Here is a 20,975-nt window from a genome sequence, read left to right as displayed (position 1 = left end):
GTGGTTTGCATTTCGTTCCTGTTGCTGAATCCCATTATAACTGAAAGCGCGGATTTGTTAAACCTATTTGACTAAAGTGTAGACGGATTCGAGCGCTGCATCCAATTGTTCCGGATTTTTAGCACCTGCCATCGCCATATCCGGACGGCCACCGCCCTTGCCTCCGCATTGCTCAGCCACGTGCTTGACAATGTTGCCGGCATGGTAATCGTTGCCAGCAATGTTCTTCGTCACGCCTGCTGCGAGCATCACCTTGTCGCCGTCACTCGATCCGAGAACGATGACTGCCTGTTCGAACTTGCTTTTCAGATCATCGATCATCTGGCGCAATTGGTTATTGTCTTTTACTTGGACTTTCGCCGACAAAACTGTCACATCTCCGACTTGTCTAGCAGATTGGAGCAATTCACCAGATTGGGCGTTGGAAATTTTCTGCATCAACGATTCGTTTTCGCGCTGCAAATTCTTGATTTCGGTTTGGGCCGCTTCGACTTTTTGGACCAAGTCGCGCGGATTCGTTTTCAATACTGCGGCTGCTTGGTCAAGCGTCTCTTCGCTTTGTTTCAAGCTTTCGAATGCACCTTTTCCAGTCAATGCTTCGATGCGCCGGATGCCTGCCCCGATACCGCCTTCTGAAACGATTTTAAAGACGCCAATTTCCGATGTATTCGCCACGTGGACGCCGCCGCACAGTTCCAGCGAATAATCGTTGATCGCTACGACGCGCACGACATCGCCGTACTTTTCACCGAACAAAGCCATTGCGCCCATCTCTTTCGCTTCCTTGAGATTGTGATAACCGGACTCGACTTCGATGCCTTCCCATACTTTTTCATTCACTGCCTGTTCGATTTCAGCAAGCTCCTGCTTTGTCACTTGGCCGAAATGGGAAAAGTCGAAACGCAGACGGTCCGGGCCGACATAAGAGCCTGCCTGGTTGACGTGCGTACCGAGTACATCCTTTAATGCTTGGTGCAATAGGTGGGTCGCAGTATGGTTTTTCACCGTGTGGCTGCGCTGTGATACATCCACTTGCGCTTTGACGGATGCTTTTGTCAATTCACCGGACTCGATGATGACATTGTGAAGATTCTGGCCATTCGGTGCTTTTTTCACATCAAGGACTGCCGCCGACACCAAATCATTTGTCAGCGTTCCTTTATCCGCTATCTGTCCACCGCTTTCTGCATAGAATGGCGTGCGGTCGAGAATCAGCTGAACTTCTTCCCCTTCTTGTGCGCTGTCCACCAGTTCGCCGTCTTTGACAATGGCGACGATTTCTGCATCCTCAATGGCTGTATGGGTATAGCCGATAAATTCACTTTCATCTTTGATGTTACCGAGCACTTCGGATTGCGTCTGCATCGAGTTGACGTTTTGGCGAGCGCTTCTTGCGCGTTCGCGCTGTTCATTCATCGCTATTTCGAATCCGGCGTGATCGACCGACAACCCTTCATCTTCTGCATATTCTTCCGTCAATTCGACAGGGAAACCGTACGTATCATATAAACGGAAAACATCTGCACCCGGGATTTCAGTCAAGCCTGCTTGCTTCTGCTTGTTTGCCACAGTGGACAAAATTTCCAGGCCGTCATGCAAAGTTTCCAGGAAACGTTCTTCTTCGAGTTTCATGACGCGGATGATAAAGTCTTCTTTTTGTTTCACTTCCGGGTAGAAGCTGAACATGATTTCACCAACAACCGGCACAAGCTGGTACATGAACGGCTTTTCGATGCCGAGTTTTTTCGAGTAACGGACAGCACGGCGCAACAAGCGGCGCAATACATAACCGCGGCCTTCATTTGACGGCAAAGCCCCGTCCCCGATAGCGAATGCGACGGTGCGGACGTGGTCGGCGATTACCTTGAACGCCATGTCCTGCTCCTGATTTACGCCATATTTTTTGCCGGAAATATAAGCGGTTTTTTGGATGATCGGCACGAACAAATCCGTGTCGTAGTTGGTCGGTACATCCTGCACGACCGAAGCCATGCGCTCCAAGCCCATGCCGGTATCGATATTTTGTTTCGGAAGCGGCGTATACGTATGGTCCGCGTTATGGTTGAACTGGGAGAACACCAAGTTCCAGATTTCCAGATAGCGTTCGTTTTCTCCGCCCGGGTACAATTCAGGGTCTTCAGGATCGTTGCCGTAGCTTTCGCCTCGGTCATAGAAAATCTCGGAGTTCGGTCCGCTTGGGCCTTCCCCAATATCCCAGAAATTCCCTTCTAGACGGATGATGCGCTCAGCCGGCACCCCGACTTCGTTGAGCCAGATCGCATAGGCTTCCTCGTCTTCCGGGTGGATGGTGACGGACAATTTTTCAGCGTCAAAGCCGATCCATTTGTCGTCCGTTAAAAATTCCCACGCCCAGTGGATCGCTTCTTTTTTGAAATATTCGCCGATCGAGAAGTTCCCGAGCATCTCAAAGAACGTATGATGGCGAGCCGTTTTTCCGACATTTTCGATATCGTTCGTGCGGATCGATTTCTGCGCGTTGACGATGCGCGGGTTTTCCGGGATGACACGGCCATCGAAATATTTTTTCAATGTCGCGACACCACTGTTGATCCACAACAGTGACGGGTCTTCAAACGGCACGAGTGGTGCACTCGGTTCTACGTCGTGGTCTTTTTCTTTAAAAAAGTCGAGATACATTTGTCTGATTTCTTCAGCTTTCAAATTCTTCATCAAAATTCCTCCTTCGGCATAATAAAAAGCCTTCATCCCCTATAAAAAGGGACGAAGGCTCTGATTCGCGGTACCACCCTGGTTACACAGGCTGTTGCCTGTGTCTCTCAAGCGCCTTAACGCGGCGGAACGGCAGTGATTAGCTGCACTCGGGAGTAGCGTTCAAAAGATGCGGCAGAAGGCCCTTTCAGCCAAGGGGAGCCTTTTTCTAAGCAGCCGGAATCCATCTACTGTCTCCGTCTAGGTGTTGTGTATCTGTTATAAATTGAATTATAGAAAACCACGAGGGCCTTGTCAAGCGCCCTCGTGGTCGGCAAAGTCACGTGGTGTGACGCCGTCCATGCCGATCATCGGATGGATCAGGTGGACATTTTGCTGCGTTAAGCTTTTTGTCCCTGCCGCTTCCTGCGTTTCCGGCTGTTGTACCTGCTGCTCAAGGGCTTGTTCTTCGCTTTCTGGGCTCACTTTCAGACGGTCTGCCAATGTCGTCAGCCGGCTTGAATCATCGGTCCGTTCCACGCCGTAGCGGAAGACGCCCGGATCTCCGCATAGAATGAGGAAATCACGGCTTCTGGTAATGCCGGTATACAGCAGATTGCGACGCAGCATTTTCATATAGCCGCGGACGACCGGCATGATAACCGTCGGGAATTCAGAACCTTGCGCTTTATGGATCGAACAACAATACGCCAGTGTCAGCTGGTTTAAATCACTGCGCTGATAAGACACTTCGATGCCGTCGAATGAGGCGACGAGCAAGTCTTGTTTTTCCACCGTCTCTTTCGCTTTCATGATGGCGACGATCTCGCCCATGTCGCCATTGAAAACATTGCTTTCCGGTTGATTGACGAGCTGCAATACCTTATCGCCGATGCGGTAAGTGATATCGCCGAACGCCAGCTCCTTGCGCTTTCCGTCGTCGTTCGGGTTGACCATTTGCTGGATCATCTTGTTGAGCGCATCGATGCCCGCAGGCCCTTTGTACATCGGTGCAAGCACTTGGATGTCTTTGATTGTGTGACCTTTGGCGAGCGCGCTTTTGACCACTTTCTCGACGACCATCGGAATCTGTTCCGCCCCCGCCCGGATGAACGAGCGGTCGGCAGTTTTCGCTTCGATATTGTCCGGCAGTTTGCCGGCTTTCATCTGATGCGCCAATTCGATGATGGACGAGCCGGAACTTTGACGGTAGATTTCCGTCAGTTCGACCGTCGGTATGCGGCCGGAGTTGAGCATATCGCGCAGCACCTGACCTGGCCCGACCGGCGGCAATTGGTCTTGGTCTCCGACGAAAATCAATTGGGCATCGCTCGGCACCGCTTTTAGCAATTGATGCGCAAGCCACGTGTCGACCATCGACATTTCATCGATGATGATCAATTTGCCGTCGATTTCCTTTTCGGTTTCTTCTTCCCGCTCCTGTCCATTAAAGCCGAGCAGGCGATGGATTGTCATCGCTGGCAATTCTGTCGATTCGCTGAGGCGCTTTGCGGCGCGTCCTGTCGGTGCGGCCAAGATGATCGGGAATGGCTCTTTTTTCTTGGCATAATCTTTCGGGTCGAGCGATAAACCGTGAAGTTCCGCATACACTTCCACCAGTCCGCGGACAACTGTCGTCTTACCGGTCCCAGGCCCGCCGGTCAAGATCATCACTGACGAGTTAAGGCTTTTCTCGATGGCATCGATTTGCGTCTCGGCATAATTCACCCCAAGCCGCTCTTCTGCTTCACCGAGCGCTTTACGAATTTCCGAGGACGGGAATCCAGCACGCGCTTCTTGTTCTCCGAGCAATGTTTCGAGCTTCGTTGCGATACCGACTTCCGAATAGTAAAGCGACGGCAAATAAAGGCGGGTTTCTTCGCCCGCCACTTTGCCTTCGTCGTTCAATTCAATCGCCGCTTGTGAGATCGCCGCGACTGGAATGTCTTCGCGCTGGCTCGCTTCTAGCATTTGCTTGACGAGCGGAATCAAGTTTTTGGCATCGACGAAAACATGGCCTTCCGAGAGCGAAGCCTGGTTAAGTACGTGGATGATCGCCGCTTTGATGCGGTCCGGATGGCTGCCCGTCAAGCCGAGCTTCGATCCAAGTTCATCTGCACGGTGGAAACCGATGCCGTCAATTTCTTCAATGAGCTTAAACGGGTTTTTCGTTAAGACATCAATAGTTTCTTCGCGGTACGCCTGATAGATCCTCATGCCAATCTGCGGGCCGAATCCCCAATCGTTCAATTGAATCATGACACGTTCGAGCCCGAGGTTCATCTGCAAAGTCGAACGGATCGTTTCTTTCTTATCGTCCGATAACCGCGGCACATCATCGAGTGCTTGTGGGTCTTCAAGAATTTTCTTGATGGCGCCGGTGCCCAGTTTTTTGACGATCGTTTCGGCGGTTTTTCGGCCGATGCCGTTGAACAAATCGCTCGATAAATAATGGACGACGCCTTGCTCGGTTTCCGGCACTTCCTTCTTGAAAGTTTCCGCCTGGAATTGCACACCATATTTCGGATGGTTTTTCACCGTTCCGGTGAAACGGTATTGCTCTTCAAGCGATAGTTTCGGGAAATATCCGGAAACGATGATTTCTTTTTCGGTATAGGAGGAGTTGGTTTGCTGGATTTTCAATTTGATGATGGAGAATAGGTTTTGGGGATTGTGAAATATCGAGACGACCGGATGACCGAGCACAAATTCACTTTCTTTTTGGAATAAATCAAACTGTCCGGACATGGGGCCGTCTCCTCTCTTTCACTTATTGCAATCGTTCGTTGATCATATCGTAGGCATAGCGTGCCATTTCGTTATTTTCATCCAATGTAAAGGCGCGCTGCAGATGATACATCGCATCTTCCGTGCGGTCGCTTGATACGGCGTATAAAACACCGAGGTTGTAATGGACATCCGAATTGTCGACATCCAGCTCCAAAGCAGCGACAAACTGCGCTTCGGCCATGTCGAATAATTCCAATGAAGCGAGCGCAATGCCGTAGCTCAGGCGCGCCTGCAGATCTTGCGGGTCCAGTTCGACGGCACGCTGCAAATACGGCAGCGCCAGTTTCGGCTGGTCGATGCGTTCAAAGCATTTGCCGATCATGTAATGGGCATCCGATCCTTCGATGCCGTTTTGGACCGCTTTTTCGTAGAGTTTCAATGCCTCTTCGTAGCGTTCGGCATTGTAGTACAGATTCGCCAAACCATAAAAGGCTGTCGCCGACTGTTCGTCGAGCGTCAGCGCTTTTTGGAAAAAGCGCTCTGCACGGTCGGTTTCCCCCATCGAAGTCAGGACATGGCCGAAATTGATGTAGCCAAGCGCATCTTCTGGATGTTGTTCAATCGCCTGCGTAAAAGCCTGGATCGCATCTTCTGCACGGCCATCCTGCAAAGCCTTGATGCCGATTTCATTATAGTTCATTGCTGATTCCTCCATCATCCTACGTAGTCCAGCTGTTGACCTTGTTTGAAGACGCGATCGATCGTGCCGCCGCCGAGGCATTCATCGCCGTCATAAAAAACGACTGCCTGTCCCGGAGTGATGGCGCGGACCGGCTCATCGAACGTCACGACCGCTTCGCCGTCCTTCATGTCGACTGTCACGCCGACGTCTTGTTGGCGGTAGCGGAATTTCGCTGTGCACTGGAATGATTCTGCGGGTGCCTCGCCATTCGTAAAGTTCAAATTGACTGCCGTCAAGCTATCGGAAAACAGCGCATCGTGGTGGATGTTCTGCCCGACATACAGCACGTTTTTCTCCAAGTTTTTGCCGATGACGAACCACGGGTCTCCCGCACCACCGATGCCGAGCCCTTGACGTTGGCCGATCGTGTAATACATGAGCCCATCATGAGACCCTTTTTTTACGCCGTCCAATGTTTCCATTGAACCCGGTTGAGCCGGCAAATATTGGCCGAGAAACTCCTTGAAATTGCGTTCCCCGATAAAGCAGATCCCTGTCGAATCTTTTTTGGTCGCTGTGGCAAGACCCGCTTCAAGCGCGATTTCACGAACTTGTTTCTTCGGCATATCGCCTAATGGGAACATGACTTTCGACAATTGCTCCTGGTTCAGTTGGTTGAGGAAATAGGTTTGGTCTTTGTTATCATCAACACCGCGGAGCATATGCGTAACGCCGTCTTGATCCGTCTCCACGCGCGCATAATGGCCCGTTGCGAGATAATCCGCACCGAGGCTGAGGGCATGTTCAAGGAATGCCTTGAATTTGATTTCCTTATTGCACATAACGTCCGGGTTAGGCGTGCGTCCGGCTTTGTATTCTTCGAGAAAATACGTGAACACTTTGTCCCAATATTGCTTCTCGAAATTGACCGCATAATACGGAATTCCAATTTGGTTGCAGACGCGGATAACATCTTCATAATCTTCTGTAGCGGTACAGACGCCGTTTTCGTCGGTATCGTCCCAGTTTTTCATGAAAATGCCGATGACGTCATAACCTTGCTGTTTCAATAAATGAGCGGCCACCGAAGAATCGACTCCTCCGGACATGCCGACGACTACACGTGTATCTTGCGGAGCTTTTGTTTCCATAATGTATTCACCTTTTCTATTTTTGCGCCAGGCGCTTGGTAATTTGAACCGTTTTTTCGGCTGCTTGCGTAATTTCTTCTGCTGTCAGCCCAATGCCGAAACTAAAGCGGATCGAGTTGCGCAGCTCTGGTGCATCTTGCCCGTACATCGCCACTAAAACATGGGACGGGTCGATCGAACCGGCTGTACAGGCGGAGCCGCTCGAGGCGGAGACACCTGACAAGTCCAAGTTGACGAGAAACGATTCGATATCGATTCCCGGTATGCTGATATTGAATATATGCGGCAGCTGCTCGCTGCCGTTTTCTTTAAAATCGATGGCATTTTCCGAAAAGACAGTGCGAAAAATTTCCTTGTACTCCATGAACGACTGGCGTTTTTCATCCATCGTCTCCTGTGCAATCTGCACTGCAGTGGCAAATGACTGGATGGCCGGGACGTTTTCTGTGCCGGCACGGCGTTTACGCTCTTGCTCACCGCCGAACATAAGCGGCTTGAGTGCTGTGTTTTTGCGCTGATATAAAAAGCCGATACCTTTAGGGCCGTTTACTTTATGTGCCGAAACCGATAATAAATCGACGTTCAACGCATCGACATCGATCGGCAGCAAGCCGTATGCCTGCACCGCATCGGTATGGAAGCTGACGCCTGTCCCTTTCAGCAATTCGCCGATTTCTGCGATTGGCTGGATCGAACCGATTTCGTTGTTGGCGAGCATGATCGTCACGAGAATGGTGTCGTCCCGAAGCGCCTGTATGACGTCTTGCGGATTGACGCGGCCAAATTCATCGACCGGCAAATATGTCACCTCATAACCGGCTTTCTCCAGTTCCTCGCAGGCATGGAGAACAGCATGATGTTCGGCTTGGCTAGTAATGATGTGGCGGCCTTCCTTGGCGTTCGCCGTGCCAAAAATCGCCAAATTGTCTGCTTCTGTTCCACCGGATGTAAAAATGATTTCGGGGTCTTGTGCCCCTATGCTGCTAGCTAATAGATGACGCGCTCCATCAAGGACACGTCGTGCGCTGCGCCCGGTTTGGTGAATGCTTGACGGATTGCCGTAATGCACGGACAGTGCCTCTGCAAAAACTTTGGCCGCTTCCGGATGCATCGGCGAAGTCGCTGCATGATCCAAATAAATTTGCTTCATTTTAATTTAACTCCTTATATATAGAACATATAATGCTCGGTGTCATCATCTTCTGTTTGGGCCAGGTCTTCGATCGTTGTCGTATCGAGTACGTTTTTCACAGCGTCGCGGATGCGCACCCAAAGTTCGCGCTGGGGCTGCTTTTCGTCTTCGATGCCTTCGACCGGCTGAATCGGCCCTTCAAGCACCCGTATGACATCACCTGCGGAAATTTCTTTCGGGTGGCGCGTCAGCATATAGCCGCCGTAAGCTCCGCGTACACTTTTCACGAGTCCGGAGTTGCGCAGCGGCGCTACCAATTGCTCCAAATACGCTTCCGACAACTCATTGTCCGCCGCAATTTTGCGCAGCGGAACAGGTCCTGCGCCGTATTGTTTTCCTAATGCAATCATGATCGTTAAGCCGTAACGGCCTTTCGTTGATATTTTCATATAACTACTCCCCTAAACCTAATCGTCAATTCTTCAAATAAGTATAGCATATCTCACCGGACATAGGCTTTCAATGACTTCCAAGCTGCAATTCGCTATACTGATGAAATGAATAGACGGAAGGAGTTTTCCTTGTGCAAAATGAACCTCTTGCTTTTCGCATGCGTCCGCGGACAATCGATGAAGTCGTCGGCCAAAAAGACGCCATCGGGCCGCATACCGCACTTTATAAAATGATCAAAAGCGGCCACGTGCCGTCCATGCTGCTATACGGCGACCCAGGCATCGGTAAAACCTCGATCGCCCACGCCATCGCCGGCACCTCGGACTTGCCTTTCATCGCGCTCAACGCCACGACGTCAGGTAAAAAAGATGTCGAAGGGGTCGTTCAAGAGGCGCGCATGACCGGCAAAGTGCTGTTGTTTTTAGATGAAATCCACCGCTTTAATAAATTGCAGCAAGACGCCTTGTTGCCGCACGTGGAGTCGGGTTCGATCGTGTTGATCGGCGCCACGACGGAAAATCCATTCCATGACGTCAACCCGGCGATCCGCTCGCGCTGCGGCGAAATCAAGCAACTCAAGCGGCTGACACAAGGAGATATCGTAGAATTATTGAACAATGCCTTGTCCGATGAAAAACGCGGGCTCGGCCGCGAAAAGATCCGCATTTCCAAAGAGCAGGTCGAACGCATCGCAGAAGGCACGAATGGCGATGCGCGCAAAGCGCTGACGATGCTGGAATCGATCGTCATCGCATCCGACGAAGAAGACGGCGAATATCTTGTTGATGACGCCATCATCGAACAGATGATCAAGCGCGTCGGCGTATTCGGCGACAAGAAAGGCTCTCATTTCTTTAATCTATTGTCGGCGCTCCAGAAATCAGTGCGCGGCAGCGATGTCAATGCGGCGATGTACTATCTTGCCCATTTGCTTGAAAACGGCGACCTTACTGCGGTAACCCGTCGATTGCTGGTCATGGCTTATGAAGATATCGGCCTCGCCAACCCGGCAGTCGGCGGCCATGTTCTCGCTGCGTGCCAAGCGGCGGACCGTCTTGGTCTGCCGGAAGCACGCATCCCGCTCGCGCAGGCGGTCGTAGAAATGTGCTTGTCGGAGAAATCCAATTCCGCTTATCGCGCGATCGACGCAGCCACTGCCGCCATTAATAAAGGCCAAGTTGGCGAAATACCGCCTCATCTGCGCGATACGCATTACGCCGGAAGCGCTGAACTCGGGCACGGAGGCTACAAATATCCGCACGATACGCCGATCGGCTCATTCGGCGGCTGGACCGACCAGGATTATTTGCCGAAAGAATTGAAAAAAGCGGAATTCTACAAGCCGGTCGTCGCGGGCGAAGAAAAGAAATTTGCCGGAATCTACGAAAAGCTTAAAGGATTCCGCAACAAAAAATAAAACAATCTGCTTGAAATTCAAATTAGAACAATAAAAACGGACAGAGAATGTTTTCTTCTCTGTCCGTTTTTCTTTTGATTATTGGTTGACGCGCTGGATGTGGATCGATTTGGTGATTTGGTTGACGACCCAGCTTGCAGCGATCAAGCCGACTGTCGACGGGGCAAAAGCATTTGACGATGGCGGCATTTGCGCTTTGCGGATCGGCGCATCTTTTTTGCCGACTGTTTCGACGATATCTTCGCGCACCACGATCGGGCTTTCATCGGAAAAGATGACCGGAACGCCTTTGCGGATGCCCGCTTGCTTGAGTTTCTTGCGAATCACTTTCGCCAGCGGGTCGGTATGCGTCTTGGAGATGTCCGCAATCCGGAAGCGCGTCGGGTCCGTTTTGTTTGCTGCGCCCATGCTCGAGATGACCGGTATGCGTCGGCTATAGCATTCTTTGATCAAATGCACTTTATAGATTAAGGTATCGGATGCATCGATGACGTAATCTGGCTGGTGGCTGAAAAACTCTTCGAACGTATCTTCAGTGTAGAACATATGAAGTGTGACGACTTCACAATCCGGATTGACGTCAGCGATGCGATTTTTCATCACTTCGACTTTGGACTGGCCGATCGTCGAAATGTTCGCCACTAATTGGCGGTTGATATTGGTAATATCCACGTTGTCTTTGTCGACAAGGATAATTTTTCCGACGCCGCTTCTCGCACAAGCCTCGGCCGCAAATGAGCCGACGCCTCCGATGCCGAGTACGGCAACTGACGATCCCTTCATCAGTTCTATGCCTTCTTTACCGATGGCGAGTTCATTTCTTGAAAATTGATGTAGCATATTAACACTGCCCTTCTGAATTCAATGTTGATTGACATAATAGGGATTATACACACAGAAATTCCCCCCGGCAAATGCCGGAGGGAATTGGTTTTTAATGGAAGAAGAATCCCGATCGTGCCGTCCTTTGTGGTGCGCATCGTTTGAACCCGCTTATAGCAGGTGGGTGACCGCATCGTCACTTATAACTTCCGGTTAGGGCATGTTAGCCATGACAATATGTAGGTCTCCCGACGACAAAATGTTGGGTCAAAATCGAATTGCTAAAAACGAACACATCAGGATTCTCTATACACGTATAGTAGCATAACCATAATAGATGTACAAGCCTTTTACTCTGAATCTTTTTCACTATTCTGAATAGTTACAGCTAGGCTTAATTCCTCCAATTGTGCAGAAGATACGGCACTAGGTGCTTGCGTCAGCATATCGCTAGCTGATGCAGTTTTCGGAAAGGCGATCGTATCGCGCAAGTTCGTTCGGCCTGCAAGAATCATGACGAGACGATCTAGCCCGAATGCAATGCCCCCGTGCGGCGGCGTGCCGTATTCGAATGCCTCCAACAGGAAGCCGAATTGCTCGTTCGCTTCTTCTTTGGAGAATCCGAGCACTTCGAACATTTTCTCTTGGATATCGCGGCGGTAAATACGCGCCGATCCTCCTCCGAGTTCATAGCCGTTCAACACTAAGTCATATGCTTGGGCGCGGACGTTTTGCGGTTCGGTCGATAATTTGTCGAGATCTTCCTCAAACGGCATCGTAAATGGATGATGCGCTGCATAATAGCGCCCGTCCTTGTCGTCGTACTCCAGTAGCGGCCAATCGGTGATCCACATGAATTTGAAAATCGATTGATCGATCAAATCCAGGTCTTTGCCAAGCTTCAAGCGCAGTGCCCCGAGTGCATCAGCGACAACCGTTTTCGAATCGGCGACGAAGAGCAGCAAATCGTCCGCCTCCGCTCCGGCTGTAGAGATCAAGTTGTCAGTTGCTGACCCTTCGAAGAACTTGGCAATCGGACCTTTGACGCCGCTTTCTTCCACTTTTAGCCACGCCAAGCCTTTCGCTCCGTAGCGCCCGGCAAATTCGCCGAGTGCATCAATGTCTTTGCGAGAATAATTGGCTGCTTGGCCTTTCGCGTTGATCAATTTCACTTGCCCGCCGGATTCAATAGCTCCGGTGAATACTTTAAACGCCGAGTCTTTGACAAGTTCCGAGACATCGGTCAATTCCATGCCGAAACGCACATCGGGTTTGTCGGAACCGAAACGGCTGATGGCGTCTTGGTAGCTCATACGCTCGAATTTCGCATCAACGTCGATACCTTTGACGTCTTTCATCACTTGGATCATCAAACGTTCGTTCAATTCGATAATGTCTTCCATCGTCTGGAAACTCATTTCCATATCGATTTGCGTGAATTCCGGCTGGCGGTCGGCACGCAAATCCTCATCGCGGAAGCATCGTGCGATTTGGTAATATTTATCTACGCCAGACACCATAAGCATTTGCTTGAACAATTGAGGCGATTGCGGCAATGCGTAGAATTCGCCGTCATGGACGCGGCTCGGCACGAGGTAATCACGAGCGCCTTCCGGTGTGGATTTCGTCAAAATCGGCGTTTCGACATCCAAAAAGCCTTCATTATCGAGGAAATTTCGTACAGTTTTCGTGACATCCGAGCGCATTTTCAAGGTTTCGAACATCGCCGGGCGACGCAGATCCAAATAGCGGTATTTCAAGCGCAAATCTTCACTGACATCGGTTTGGTCTTCGATGGCGAAGGGCGGGTTTTTCGCTGCGTTGATGATTTCAGCATTGTCGACTTGAACTTCGATTTTCCCCGTTTTCATCGATGCATTGATTTGCCCTGCTGCGCGTTCTACGACGAGCCCATCGATATGGACGACATATTCATTGCGCAAGGACTCACCGATTTTCGCAGCTGATTCGGAGATTTCTGGATTAAAGACGACTTGGACAATTCCTGAACGGTCGCGGACATCGACAAAGATCAGGCCTCCAAGGTCACGGCGTTTCTGGACCCAACCTTTCAAAGATACGCGCTGGCCGATGACCGTTTCGTTCACTTCTCCACAATAATGTGTTCTCGACATAATTATTATTCCTCCATTGATTTTGATTTCTGTATGGTGTCAGCCAATTGTTCAAAAGGCACTTGCTGCTGTTCACGTGTGGCCATTTCTTTTACTGCCGCTTTGCCGCTTTCTAGTTCCGTTTCGCCGATGACGATAACGAAGCTTGCTTGTTTACGGTCTGCAGACTTCATTTGCGCTTTCATTTTTCTATCGGAGAAATCCATGTCTGCTGAAATGCCGCTGGCACGCAAATCGCGCACCGTCGCGACAGCTTTTTTCTTCGACTGTGCATCCATCGCGATCACATAGACATCGAGCGTTTGGCCGGTGCCGATTTCCACTTTCTCCATTTCGAGCGCGAGCAGCAAGCGTTCAATGCTCATCGCAAAACCGATGCCTGGAGATTCCGGACCTCCGAGGTCTTCGACAAGCCCGTTATAGCGGCCACCACCTGCCAGTGTGGTGATCGCGCCAAAGCCTTGTGCATCGCTCATGATCTCAAATGCCGTGTGGTTGTAGTAATCGAGCCCTCTCACCAAGTTCGGGTCGACGACATAGCTGATGTCAAGCTCATCCAAATAGCCTTTGACTTGTTCGAAATAAGCACTCGACTCTTCGTTTAAATAATCGGTCATTGAGGGAGCCGTGGCCATTAGCGGATGCTCACGGTCCACTTTGCAGTCGAGTATGCGCAGCGGGTTCTTCTCCAGGCGGGTCTGGCAATCACTGCAAAATTCACCGATTGACGGTGCGAAATGTTCTATCAGCGCTTGTTTATGCGCCAGGCGGCTTTCCGTATCGCCGAGTGAATTGATCACCAAGCGCAAGCTTTTCAAACCGCAAGCTTTATAGACGTCCATTGCAAGCGCAATGACTTCCGCATCGATTGCCGGGTCTTTCGAGCCGATCGCTTCGACGCCGAATTGGACAAACTGGCGCATGCGGCCGGCTTGCGGACGCTCATAGCGGAACATCGGTCCTGTATAGTATAGTTTCACCGGCTGGTCGGGCTGTCCGAACAATTTGTGTTCGACATACGAACGCACGACGGAAGCCGTCCCTTCCGGACGCAAAGTCAGCGAACGGTCGCCGCGGTCCTGGAACGTGTACATTTCCTTTTGGACGATATCGGTGGTATCGCCCACACCACGCTGGAATAATTCCGTCGACTCGAAAACCGGTGTCCGGATTTCCTTGTACTGGTATAGATTGCATAATTCTTTGATCTTGCGTTCGACCTCCTGCCATTTGGCAGATTGGTCCGGCAGCACGTCATATGTGCCGCGCGGTGCTTGGATATTCCCCATTTTCCTCTCTCCTTTTCCATACAAAAAAGCCCCCGCCCCTTGCATATGCAAGGGACGAGAGCTCGTTTAAGCTTCCGCGGTTCCACCCTAGTTGACGCAAAATCCTGCGCCCTCTCTGTCCGGATAACGGCCGGAACCGTCTTAGCCTAATAAGCGCCGTGCGCCGTTCAGTAAAGAGCTTCAAGAGTGTTGTTCATCGCCGATCTCTGCGGGAAAGCTTTCAGCCTAGGGCTCTCCCTCTCTTTTCAGTCGATTCATGCAATTACTTTCTCCATCGTCAGCAAAATTATATAAGTAGAATAAATCAATCTTAATCAGCTGAAGAAATCTTGTCAAGCTTTTGCATACATTGCCTGATTTTTTTGATATTATGATGAAGATGAACTTTATTTAGGAGGACCGCTATGCAAAGACGACTATTACTTACATTGCTTATTTTTATTCTGGCCTTATCGGGCATTGCCCCTCTAGCTGTCTCCAATAGCGCACAAGCGGATAACGGCGAAGTGTCCGCAACTGGTTCGACCGTCAACATACGGAGCGGCCCGGGCTTGAGCTCGGACGTGATCGGTTCAATGAAACAAGGCGATACAGCGCAGCAAATCTCGCGCAGCGGCGATTGGATTGAAATCCGCCAGGGCAATACACAAGGCTGGGTCGCTTCTTGGCTGGTCACTTCCAGTGAGACAGATAACGGCGCTGGACAAAAAATTGCAGTCGCCACAGTCGACAGCTTGAACATCCGCGCGCAAGCCTCCTTGTCGGCAGCTGTCTTATCCAAAATGAACGCCGGAGAACAAGCGGCCGTCATCGAAAGCCACGGTGACTGGACAGAAGTTCAGTTTCGCAATGTACGAGGTTTTGTATCGACACAATACATAAGCTTGAATGCTCAAACCGAAGAAACTGCCGCGACTACCCATGCTGAGTCTACCGCGACAGCGCTTGAACAATTGTCTTCGTTCCGCATTGCGGTGGATGCCTTGAATGTCCGCGCAGAACCGAGTTTGAATGCAAAAGTCCAAGGTTCCGTCAAAAAGGGTGAAGTATTCGCTGTTCAAGGAATGGAAGGCAATTGGGTCAAACTGGCGTTATCTGAAAACGAGGCCGGATGGGTTTACGCCTTTTATGGCGAACTTTCAGACCAGCCCGCTCCTCAGCAAGCCGAGACAGGTGATGAGTCTGAGGCTGAAGAAACACCAGCCGGGACAGAAACCGTCACCGTTTTGACGGATGGCACAAACTTGCGTGCTCAAGCAAGCACATCAGCAGAAGTCGTATCGAGAGCCGATGCCGGAACGCGCTTGAACGTTTCGGCTAAGCAAGGCGAATGGTATGTCGTGACGCTTGAGAACAACGAACAAGCCTTTATCGCCGATTGGGTCGTCAGCACTGAAAACGATCCCCTGGCTGAGGCCGCTGAGCAACCCGAAGTTATCCGCCAGGTCGGCACTTTGAACGGATTGACGATCGTGCTCGATCCTGGACACGGCGGCAATGACGGCGGAACGGTCGGTGTCCGCAACACGAAAGAAAAGGATTTGACCTTGAAGACGGCGGAAATCCTGTCCCATCATTTGCGCTCAGCCGGGGCGGAGGTCGTCATGACCCGCCAATCGGATGTCTATGTCGACCTGCGCAAACGTGTGGCGGAAAGCCACCGTGTGGCAGCGGACGCCTTTGTCAGCATCCATTATGATGCGACCGATGACAGCAGCGTGTCCGGATTCACTTCCTATTACCAGCATTCCTATCAACAGCAGCTCGCCGAACACATTAACGGCGGATTAGCCGGGAAAATCTCGTTGAACGATCGCGGCGCAAGACCGGGCAATTACCTCATCTTGCGCGATAATCGCCAAGCTGCCGTGCTCGTCGAACTTGGATTTTTAAGCAACTTCAATGAAGAACGCATCGTATCGAGCGACCAATTCCGTGAACAAGCAGCACTCGGTCTCTACAATGGCCTGATCAGCTATTTCGATGCACAGCTAACTCCATAATCAAAATGCCCCGCTCTCCTACACGAGAGCGGGGCATTTTGTTGTTCATGATTGAAACAGATGAGTGCTTTACTATTGCATCAAAAAAGAAGAGACAAATTCCTCGTCTCTTCTTTTGATTAATTGGCTCCATTGGATTCGATCACAATGGTCACCGGTCCGTCATTGACGAGCTGAACATCCATCATGGCGCCGAATACGCCGGTTTCGACCGTTAAGCCGTGGCTTCTCAGTTCATCATTGAACTTCAGCCATAACGGCTCTGCTTGGTCAGGACGCGCTGCTGCGACAAAGCTTGGGCGGCGCCCTTTTTTGACGTCTCCGTATAGCGTGAACTGGGAAATCGACAACACGCCGCCTTCCGTTTCATCGATCGAGCGGTTCATTTTGCCGTCTTCATCTTCAAACAAACGCAGCCCGGCAATTTTCTTCGCGGCATATACTGCATCAGCTTCTGTATCGTTATGAGTGATTCCGACCAATAGCACATAACCGGAATCGATTGCTCCTGTAATTTCTCCGTCGACGCTGACGGATGCTTTTTTCGAACGCTGTAATACGACTTTCATAAGCCCTCCTTAATTCGTTACGCGGGTGACCGAATAGACGTCAGGTATTTGCTTGATGCGCTCCACTACACGGTTCAAATGCGAGATGTGCGGAATCATGATCGACAAGTTGATCGTTGCGATCTTGTCTTTGTCTGCACGCCCGCTGACGGCGGTGATCGTCGTTTTCGTCTCGCTGACCATGTGCATCACTTCGTTGATCAGGCCGGTTCTATCATAGGCCTGGACTTCGATGTCGATTTGGTAGGATTTGTTTTCAGGCGAGCCTTCATTTTCCCACTCTACCGAAATGAGGCGATCGTGTTCGTCGGCTTGGATATTCGGGCAGTCCGCACGGTGCACCGAGACGCCGCGGCCTTTCGTGATAAACCCGAGAATAGCATCTCCCGGGACCGGATTGCAGCATTTCGACAGGCGGATCATCATATTGTCGATGCCGCGGACGATGACGCCGGATTCCGTCTGCTTTTTCGGCTGGTTGGACTTCATTTCCACGGTGATTTTCTCGATCGCTTCTTCCTGTTCGCGCTTTTTGCGCTGGCGCTCAGCTAGGCGGTTGACCACTTGCTGCGCGGTGATGCCATTAAATCCGACGGCTGCATACATATCGTCTTCACTGGCGAAATTGTATTTCTCGATGACCCGTTTGATGTTCTCAGGCGTCAGTACTTCTTTTACCACAAATTCCTGAGCTTTGATTTCTTTTTCGACTTGATCGCGTCCTTTATGGACATTGTCCTCACGCACTTGCTTTTTGAAAAACTGCCTGATCTTGTTTTTCGCTTGTGTCGACTTGGCGATCTTGAGCCAGTCGCGGCTCGGCCCGATCGATTGCTTGGACGTCAAGATTTCGACGATATCCCCAGTATTCAATTCGGTATCGAGCGGGACCATTTTGCCGTTCACTTTGGCGCCGATCGTCTTATTGCCGATTTCGCTATGGACACGGTAGGCAAAGTCAATCGGGCAAGAGCCATCCGGCATTTCAATGACATCGCCTTTTGGCGAGAACACATAGACCATGTCGGAGAACAAATCGAATTTCAGCGATTCCATGAATTCTTCCGCATTGTCCGACTCGTTTTGGAAATCCAGAATTTCACGGAACCAGGACAACCTGGAATCGACTGAGGAAACCGGTTTGTCGGATACTTTGCCTTCTTTATAAGCCCAATGCGCCGCGACGCCGTATTCCGCGATGCGGTGCATTTCTTCCGTGCGGATCTGCACTTCCAAAGGGTCTCCCTGAGGCCCGATGACCGTCGTGTGGAGTGATTGGTATAAATTCTGCTTCGGCATGGCGATATAATCTTTAAAGCGGCCAGGCATCGGCTTCCATGTGGAATGGATGATACCGAGAACGGCATAGCAGTCTTTGATGCTATCGACGGTAATGCGCACTGCCAGCAAATCGTAAATTTCATTGAACTGTTTGTTTTGCATCGCCATTTTTTTGTAGATGCTGTAAATATGTTTCGGGCGCCCGAACAAATCGGCCTCAATGCCGACATCGTCCAATTGGACACGAATTTCGCCCATGACATTATTCAAATAATCTTCCCGCTCGGTACGCTTTTTTTTCATCAAATTGACGATGCGGTAATATTGCTGAGGATTCAAATAGCGCAGTGCCGTATCTTCAAGCTCCCATTTGATTGTATTGATCCCAAGACGGTGTGCAATCGGCGCGAAAATTTCAAGCGTTTCATTGGCTTTGATGCGCTGCTTCTCGACTGATTGGTATTTTAAGGTACGCAAATTGTGCAAGCGGTCGGCAAGTTTGATCAGAATGACGCGGATATCCTGCGCCATCGCCACAAACATTTTCCGGTGGTTCTCCGCTTGCTGTTCTTCTTTCGACATGTACTTGATCTTGCTCAGCTTGGTGACGCCATCGACCAATAAGGCCACTTCCTCGTCAAATTCACGGACGATATCGGCACGGCTCACCTCGGTGTCTTCTACAACATCATGCAAAAAACCCGCTGCTACTGTGGCCGGATCCATTTGCAGTTCAGCAAGGATCCCGGCCACCTGCACCGGATGCACAATATACGGTTCGCCGGATTTCCGGAATTGGCCATCATGGGCTTCATAGGCTAGCTGGTACGCTTTTTTTATCGTTTCCACATGTTCTGCATTCATATAGGACGCAACCATCTCGAATACATCTTCAACTGTTCTCACTTGATCTTTCGCCATAATTGCCCACCTTGTTTGTTTTATTTCCAGAAGAGTATTTCTTTATTATAGATACTTCACAGGCTAAAAGTAAAGCCTTTATCCCTTTTGTCGACTCTCCCGAAAATACCCCAGGGGGCTACAGTCTGTCAGCTTGTTGGCTGCGGATGCCATCGACCATGATCCATTTGCTGTCATCTCCGACCGCTACGGTCTTTTTCGATGAGTCGACGCTCATGATATTCTTGACGCGGACGTTGCGCGCGCTTTGCTTGCCTCCCATGATCGAGATGTCCGACCCCGCCGTGCGGAAGCCCCGGACGACGCCATTCGACAAGGAGATATGCTCGGCTCTGTATTGCACCGCAGAAGCCGGACGCCCTTTGTAATCATAGAGCGGATCGCCTTCAAACAAAAAGCGGTTGATCGCCACGTTGCGGTAACCTGAAATGACCAGTGAGCGCGGTGACGATTCATTGTATAACCGGGTTTCAATCGGTGCGAGCGACACGAGGCGCTGCGCTTTGATATTGAACGCAGACAGCGACTCCGGATCGTCTTTCAAGTGGTGGCCGATATGGCGGAAATTATAGGAGCGGTTATCATTGACGGACAAATGCCCGGAGATGAATACGCCGGACGCCGCAGATGAATTGGCGTGCGCCTTGATTTCGATGCCGCCGAAGCAGCGAGACGTGGAATTATTGAACAGCCACACATGGCGCGAACCGTCATCGATTTCAATGCCGTTCGAATTGGAAAAGCCTTTTTTATGCGCTTTGCCCGATGGATCGGAAAAATGGCAATTGGAGACGAAGACATAATCGCTATGATGGGTCGTCAAGCCGTCATCGCCAAAGCCGAAGCCATTGACTTTATCGACCCAAATATATTTGCTGCCGCCCCTGCCGCGCATCCCGTCCCCTGCGTAATTGTATAAGGGCGATGTGATGTCGATGCAGTGGAGTCCTGGATTGATCGCTTCGACATCCCGCACCCAACCGTACATGACGCGTGCAAAGGTCAGGCAGCTTGAGTAATTGCCCCAGGAATTGGTGCGTTCGGTCTGTCCGAGCCGTTCGACGTTCCAGTCGAGGCTCAGGCTTTCAATGGCGATATTGCGATTGCCCGTCGCATAATTGCTATTCGTCAGCAAACGTGACCGCCGTGGAGCGCGCGGATGCAGTTTGATGACCGTCGCTGTTTTGCCCGCGCCAACGATACGGCTCCAGGACGGCACGCGGATGCCTTTAACAATATAAATACCCGGCGGGACCGTCACTTCAACACGGCCGTTGCCGAGCGCTTTTTTGAATGCCTCGGTGCAGTCACTGATGCCATCGCCCAAAGCTCCATAATCGCGTATATTGACGCGCCGATTGATCGTCGAGTCGAGTTTTTTGTATTCACGGTCGAGTTTTCCTTTCCATTCGGGAAACAAGTCCTGACCGAAAACGATCGTTCCGTAGCCGTTGTCATCTGCCACTTCGTATTCATCGGCAAAGACCGACCATAATTTCTCAAAAAAATGGACCGGCCTCTTGATGCGTGCGCTTGAGAGTTCTTTCTTGATGTCATTGAACATCGCTTCGGTTTCCCTGGTAGTCTGTTCAAGAGGAGTCGCATCGTTAAGCAGTCGAACTATCAATTCATTGTTCTGCACAGGGTCATACCGTCTGTCCAACTCGATCATAAAAATCACCTCTCTCGCAAGTTACTTTCTCTTCCATACCCCACATAC

14 protein-coding genes, 1 other RNA gene and 1 other annotated feature are annotated in these 20,975 nt (G+C 50.7%); of the genes, 2 read left to right on the top strand and 13 right to left on the bottom strand.

Features of this window, described 5'->3' with window-relative positions; all coding sequences use genetic code 11:
- Window positions 1–63 precede the first annotated feature (63 nt).
- From alaS to cymR, 6 genes are all read right to left on the bottom strand, one after another.
- The gene (gene alaS / locus ACFO5U_RS03560; RefSeq protein ID WP_377276766.1) at window positions 64–2,691 is read right to left on the bottom strand and encodes an alanine--tRNA ligase; all 2,628 of its coding nucleotides are present in this window, start codon (window positions 2,689–2,691) and stop codon (window positions 64–66) included.
- A 294-nt stretch (window positions 2,692–2,985) separates the two neighbouring features.
- Window positions 2,986–5,418 carry an SF1B family DNA helicase RecD2 gene (gene recD2, locus ACFO5U_RS03555; protein WP_377276764.1) on the bottom strand — a complete coding sequence of 811 codons (2,433 nt, stop codon included), beginning with the start codon at window positions 5,416–5,418 and terminating at the stop codon, window positions 2,986–2,988.
- Between the two features lie 22 nt (window positions 5,419–5,440).
- On the bottom strand, window positions 5,441–6,100 hold the full coding sequence (locus ACFO5U_RS03550; RefSeq protein ID WP_377276763.1) for a tetratricopeptide repeat protein: 660 nt from the start codon (window positions 6,098–6,100) through the stop codon (window positions 5,441–5,443).
- A 14-nt stretch (window positions 6,101–6,114) separates the two neighbouring features.
- Window positions 6,115–7,233, bottom strand: a complete 1,119-nt coding sequence (gene mnmA, locus ACFO5U_RS03545) for a tRNA 2-thiouridine(34) synthase MnmA (RefSeq protein ID WP_377276761.1) — start codon at window positions 7,231–7,233, stop codon at window positions 6,115–6,117.
- Between the two features lie 16 nt (window positions 7,234–7,249).
- Window positions 7,250–8,383, bottom strand: coding sequence for a cysteine desulfurase family protein (locus ACFO5U_RS03540; RefSeq protein ID WP_377276759.1), 1,134 nt, complete (start codon window positions 8,381–8,383; stop codon window positions 7,250–7,252).
- Window positions 8,384–8,397: 14 nt separating this feature from the next.
- Complete coding sequence (gene cymR / locus ACFO5U_RS03535; RefSeq protein WP_377276757.1) at window positions 8,398–8,814, bottom strand: cysteine metabolism transcriptional regulator CymR; 417 nt, start codon at window positions 8,812–8,814, stop codon at window positions 8,398–8,400.
- A gap of 134 nt (window positions 8,815–8,948) precedes the next feature.
- Between cymR and ACFO5U_RS03530 the strand changes: the two genes are divergently transcribed.
- Entirely contained in the window at window positions 8,949–10,235 is a 1,287-nt protein-coding gene (locus ACFO5U_RS03530; protein WP_377276755.1) for a replication-associated recombination protein A, read from the top strand.
- A gap of 78 nt (window positions 10,236–10,313) precedes the next feature.
- Here ACFO5U_RS03530 and ACFO5U_RS03525 read toward each other — a convergent pair whose 3' ends face one another.
- The 4 genes from ACFO5U_RS03525 to hisS form a co-directional block, all read right to left on the bottom strand.
- Complete coding sequence (locus ACFO5U_RS03525; RefSeq protein ID WP_377276753.1) at window positions 10,314–11,075, bottom strand: tRNA threonylcarbamoyladenosine dehydratase; 762 nt, start codon at window positions 11,073–11,075, stop codon at window positions 10,314–10,316.
- Window positions 11,076–11,179: 104 nt separating this feature from the next.
- A non-coding RNA gene (ssrS, locus tag ACFO5U_RS03520) (6S RNA) lies at window positions 11,180–11,363 on the bottom strand.
- Between the two features lie 44 nt (window positions 11,364–11,407).
- Window positions 11,408–13,195 (bottom strand): aspartate--tRNA ligase, encoded by a 1,788-nt coding sequence (gene aspS, locus ACFO5U_RS03515; protein WP_377279445.1) that lies wholly within the window; start codon window positions 13,193–13,195, stop codon window positions 11,408–11,410.
- 2 nt (window positions 13,196–13,197) lie between these two features.
- On the bottom strand, window positions 13,198–14,481 hold the full coding sequence (gene hisS, locus ACFO5U_RS03510) for a histidine--tRNA ligase (RefSeq protein WP_377276751.1): 1,284 nt from the start codon (window positions 14,479–14,481) through the stop codon (window positions 13,198–13,200).
- Window positions 14,482–14,528: 47 nt separating this feature from the next.
- Window positions 14,529–14,768 (bottom strand) — a binding site (T-box leader).
- Between the two features lie 117 nt (window positions 14,769–14,885).
- On the opposite strand from hisS, the gene ACFO5U_RS03505 reads away from it, so the two are divergent.
- Entirely contained in the window at window positions 14,886–16,484 is a 1,599-nt protein-coding gene (locus tag ACFO5U_RS03505) for an SH3 domain-containing protein (protein WP_377276749.1), read from the top strand.
- Window positions 16,485–16,603: 119 nt separating this feature from the next.
- On the opposite strand, the gene dtd is transcribed toward ACFO5U_RS03505, so the two are convergent.
- The 3 genes from dtd to ACFO5U_RS03490 form a co-directional block, all read right to left on the bottom strand.
- Window positions 16,604–17,053: a D-aminoacyl-tRNA deacylase gene (gene dtd, locus ACFO5U_RS03500; protein ID WP_377276747.1), complete on the bottom strand. Its 450-nt coding sequence runs from the start codon at window positions 17,051–17,053 to the stop codon at window positions 16,604–16,606.
- 9 nt (window positions 17,054–17,062) lie between these two features.
- Window positions 17,063–19,255 (bottom strand): RelA/SpoT family protein, encoded by a 2,193-nt coding sequence (locus ACFO5U_RS03495; RefSeq protein WP_377276745.1) that lies wholly within the window; start codon window positions 19,253–19,255, stop codon window positions 17,063–17,065.
- Between the two features lie 118 nt (window positions 19,256–19,373).
- Window positions 19,374–20,927 (bottom strand): glycosyl hydrolase family 28-related protein, encoded by a 1,554-nt coding sequence (locus ACFO5U_RS03490; RefSeq protein ID WP_377276743.1) that lies wholly within the window; start codon window positions 20,925–20,927, stop codon window positions 19,374–19,376.
- Window positions 20,928–20,975 lie beyond the last annotated feature (48 nt).

This window comes from Planococcus dechangensis, assembly GCF_042654465.1.
Lineage (GTDB): Bacteria > Bacillota > Bacilli > Bacillales_A > Planococcaceae > Planococcus > Planococcus dechangensis.
The sequence above is the reverse complement of the archived record's forward strand: the minus strand, read 5'-3'. Positions and strand labels throughout refer to the sequence as shown.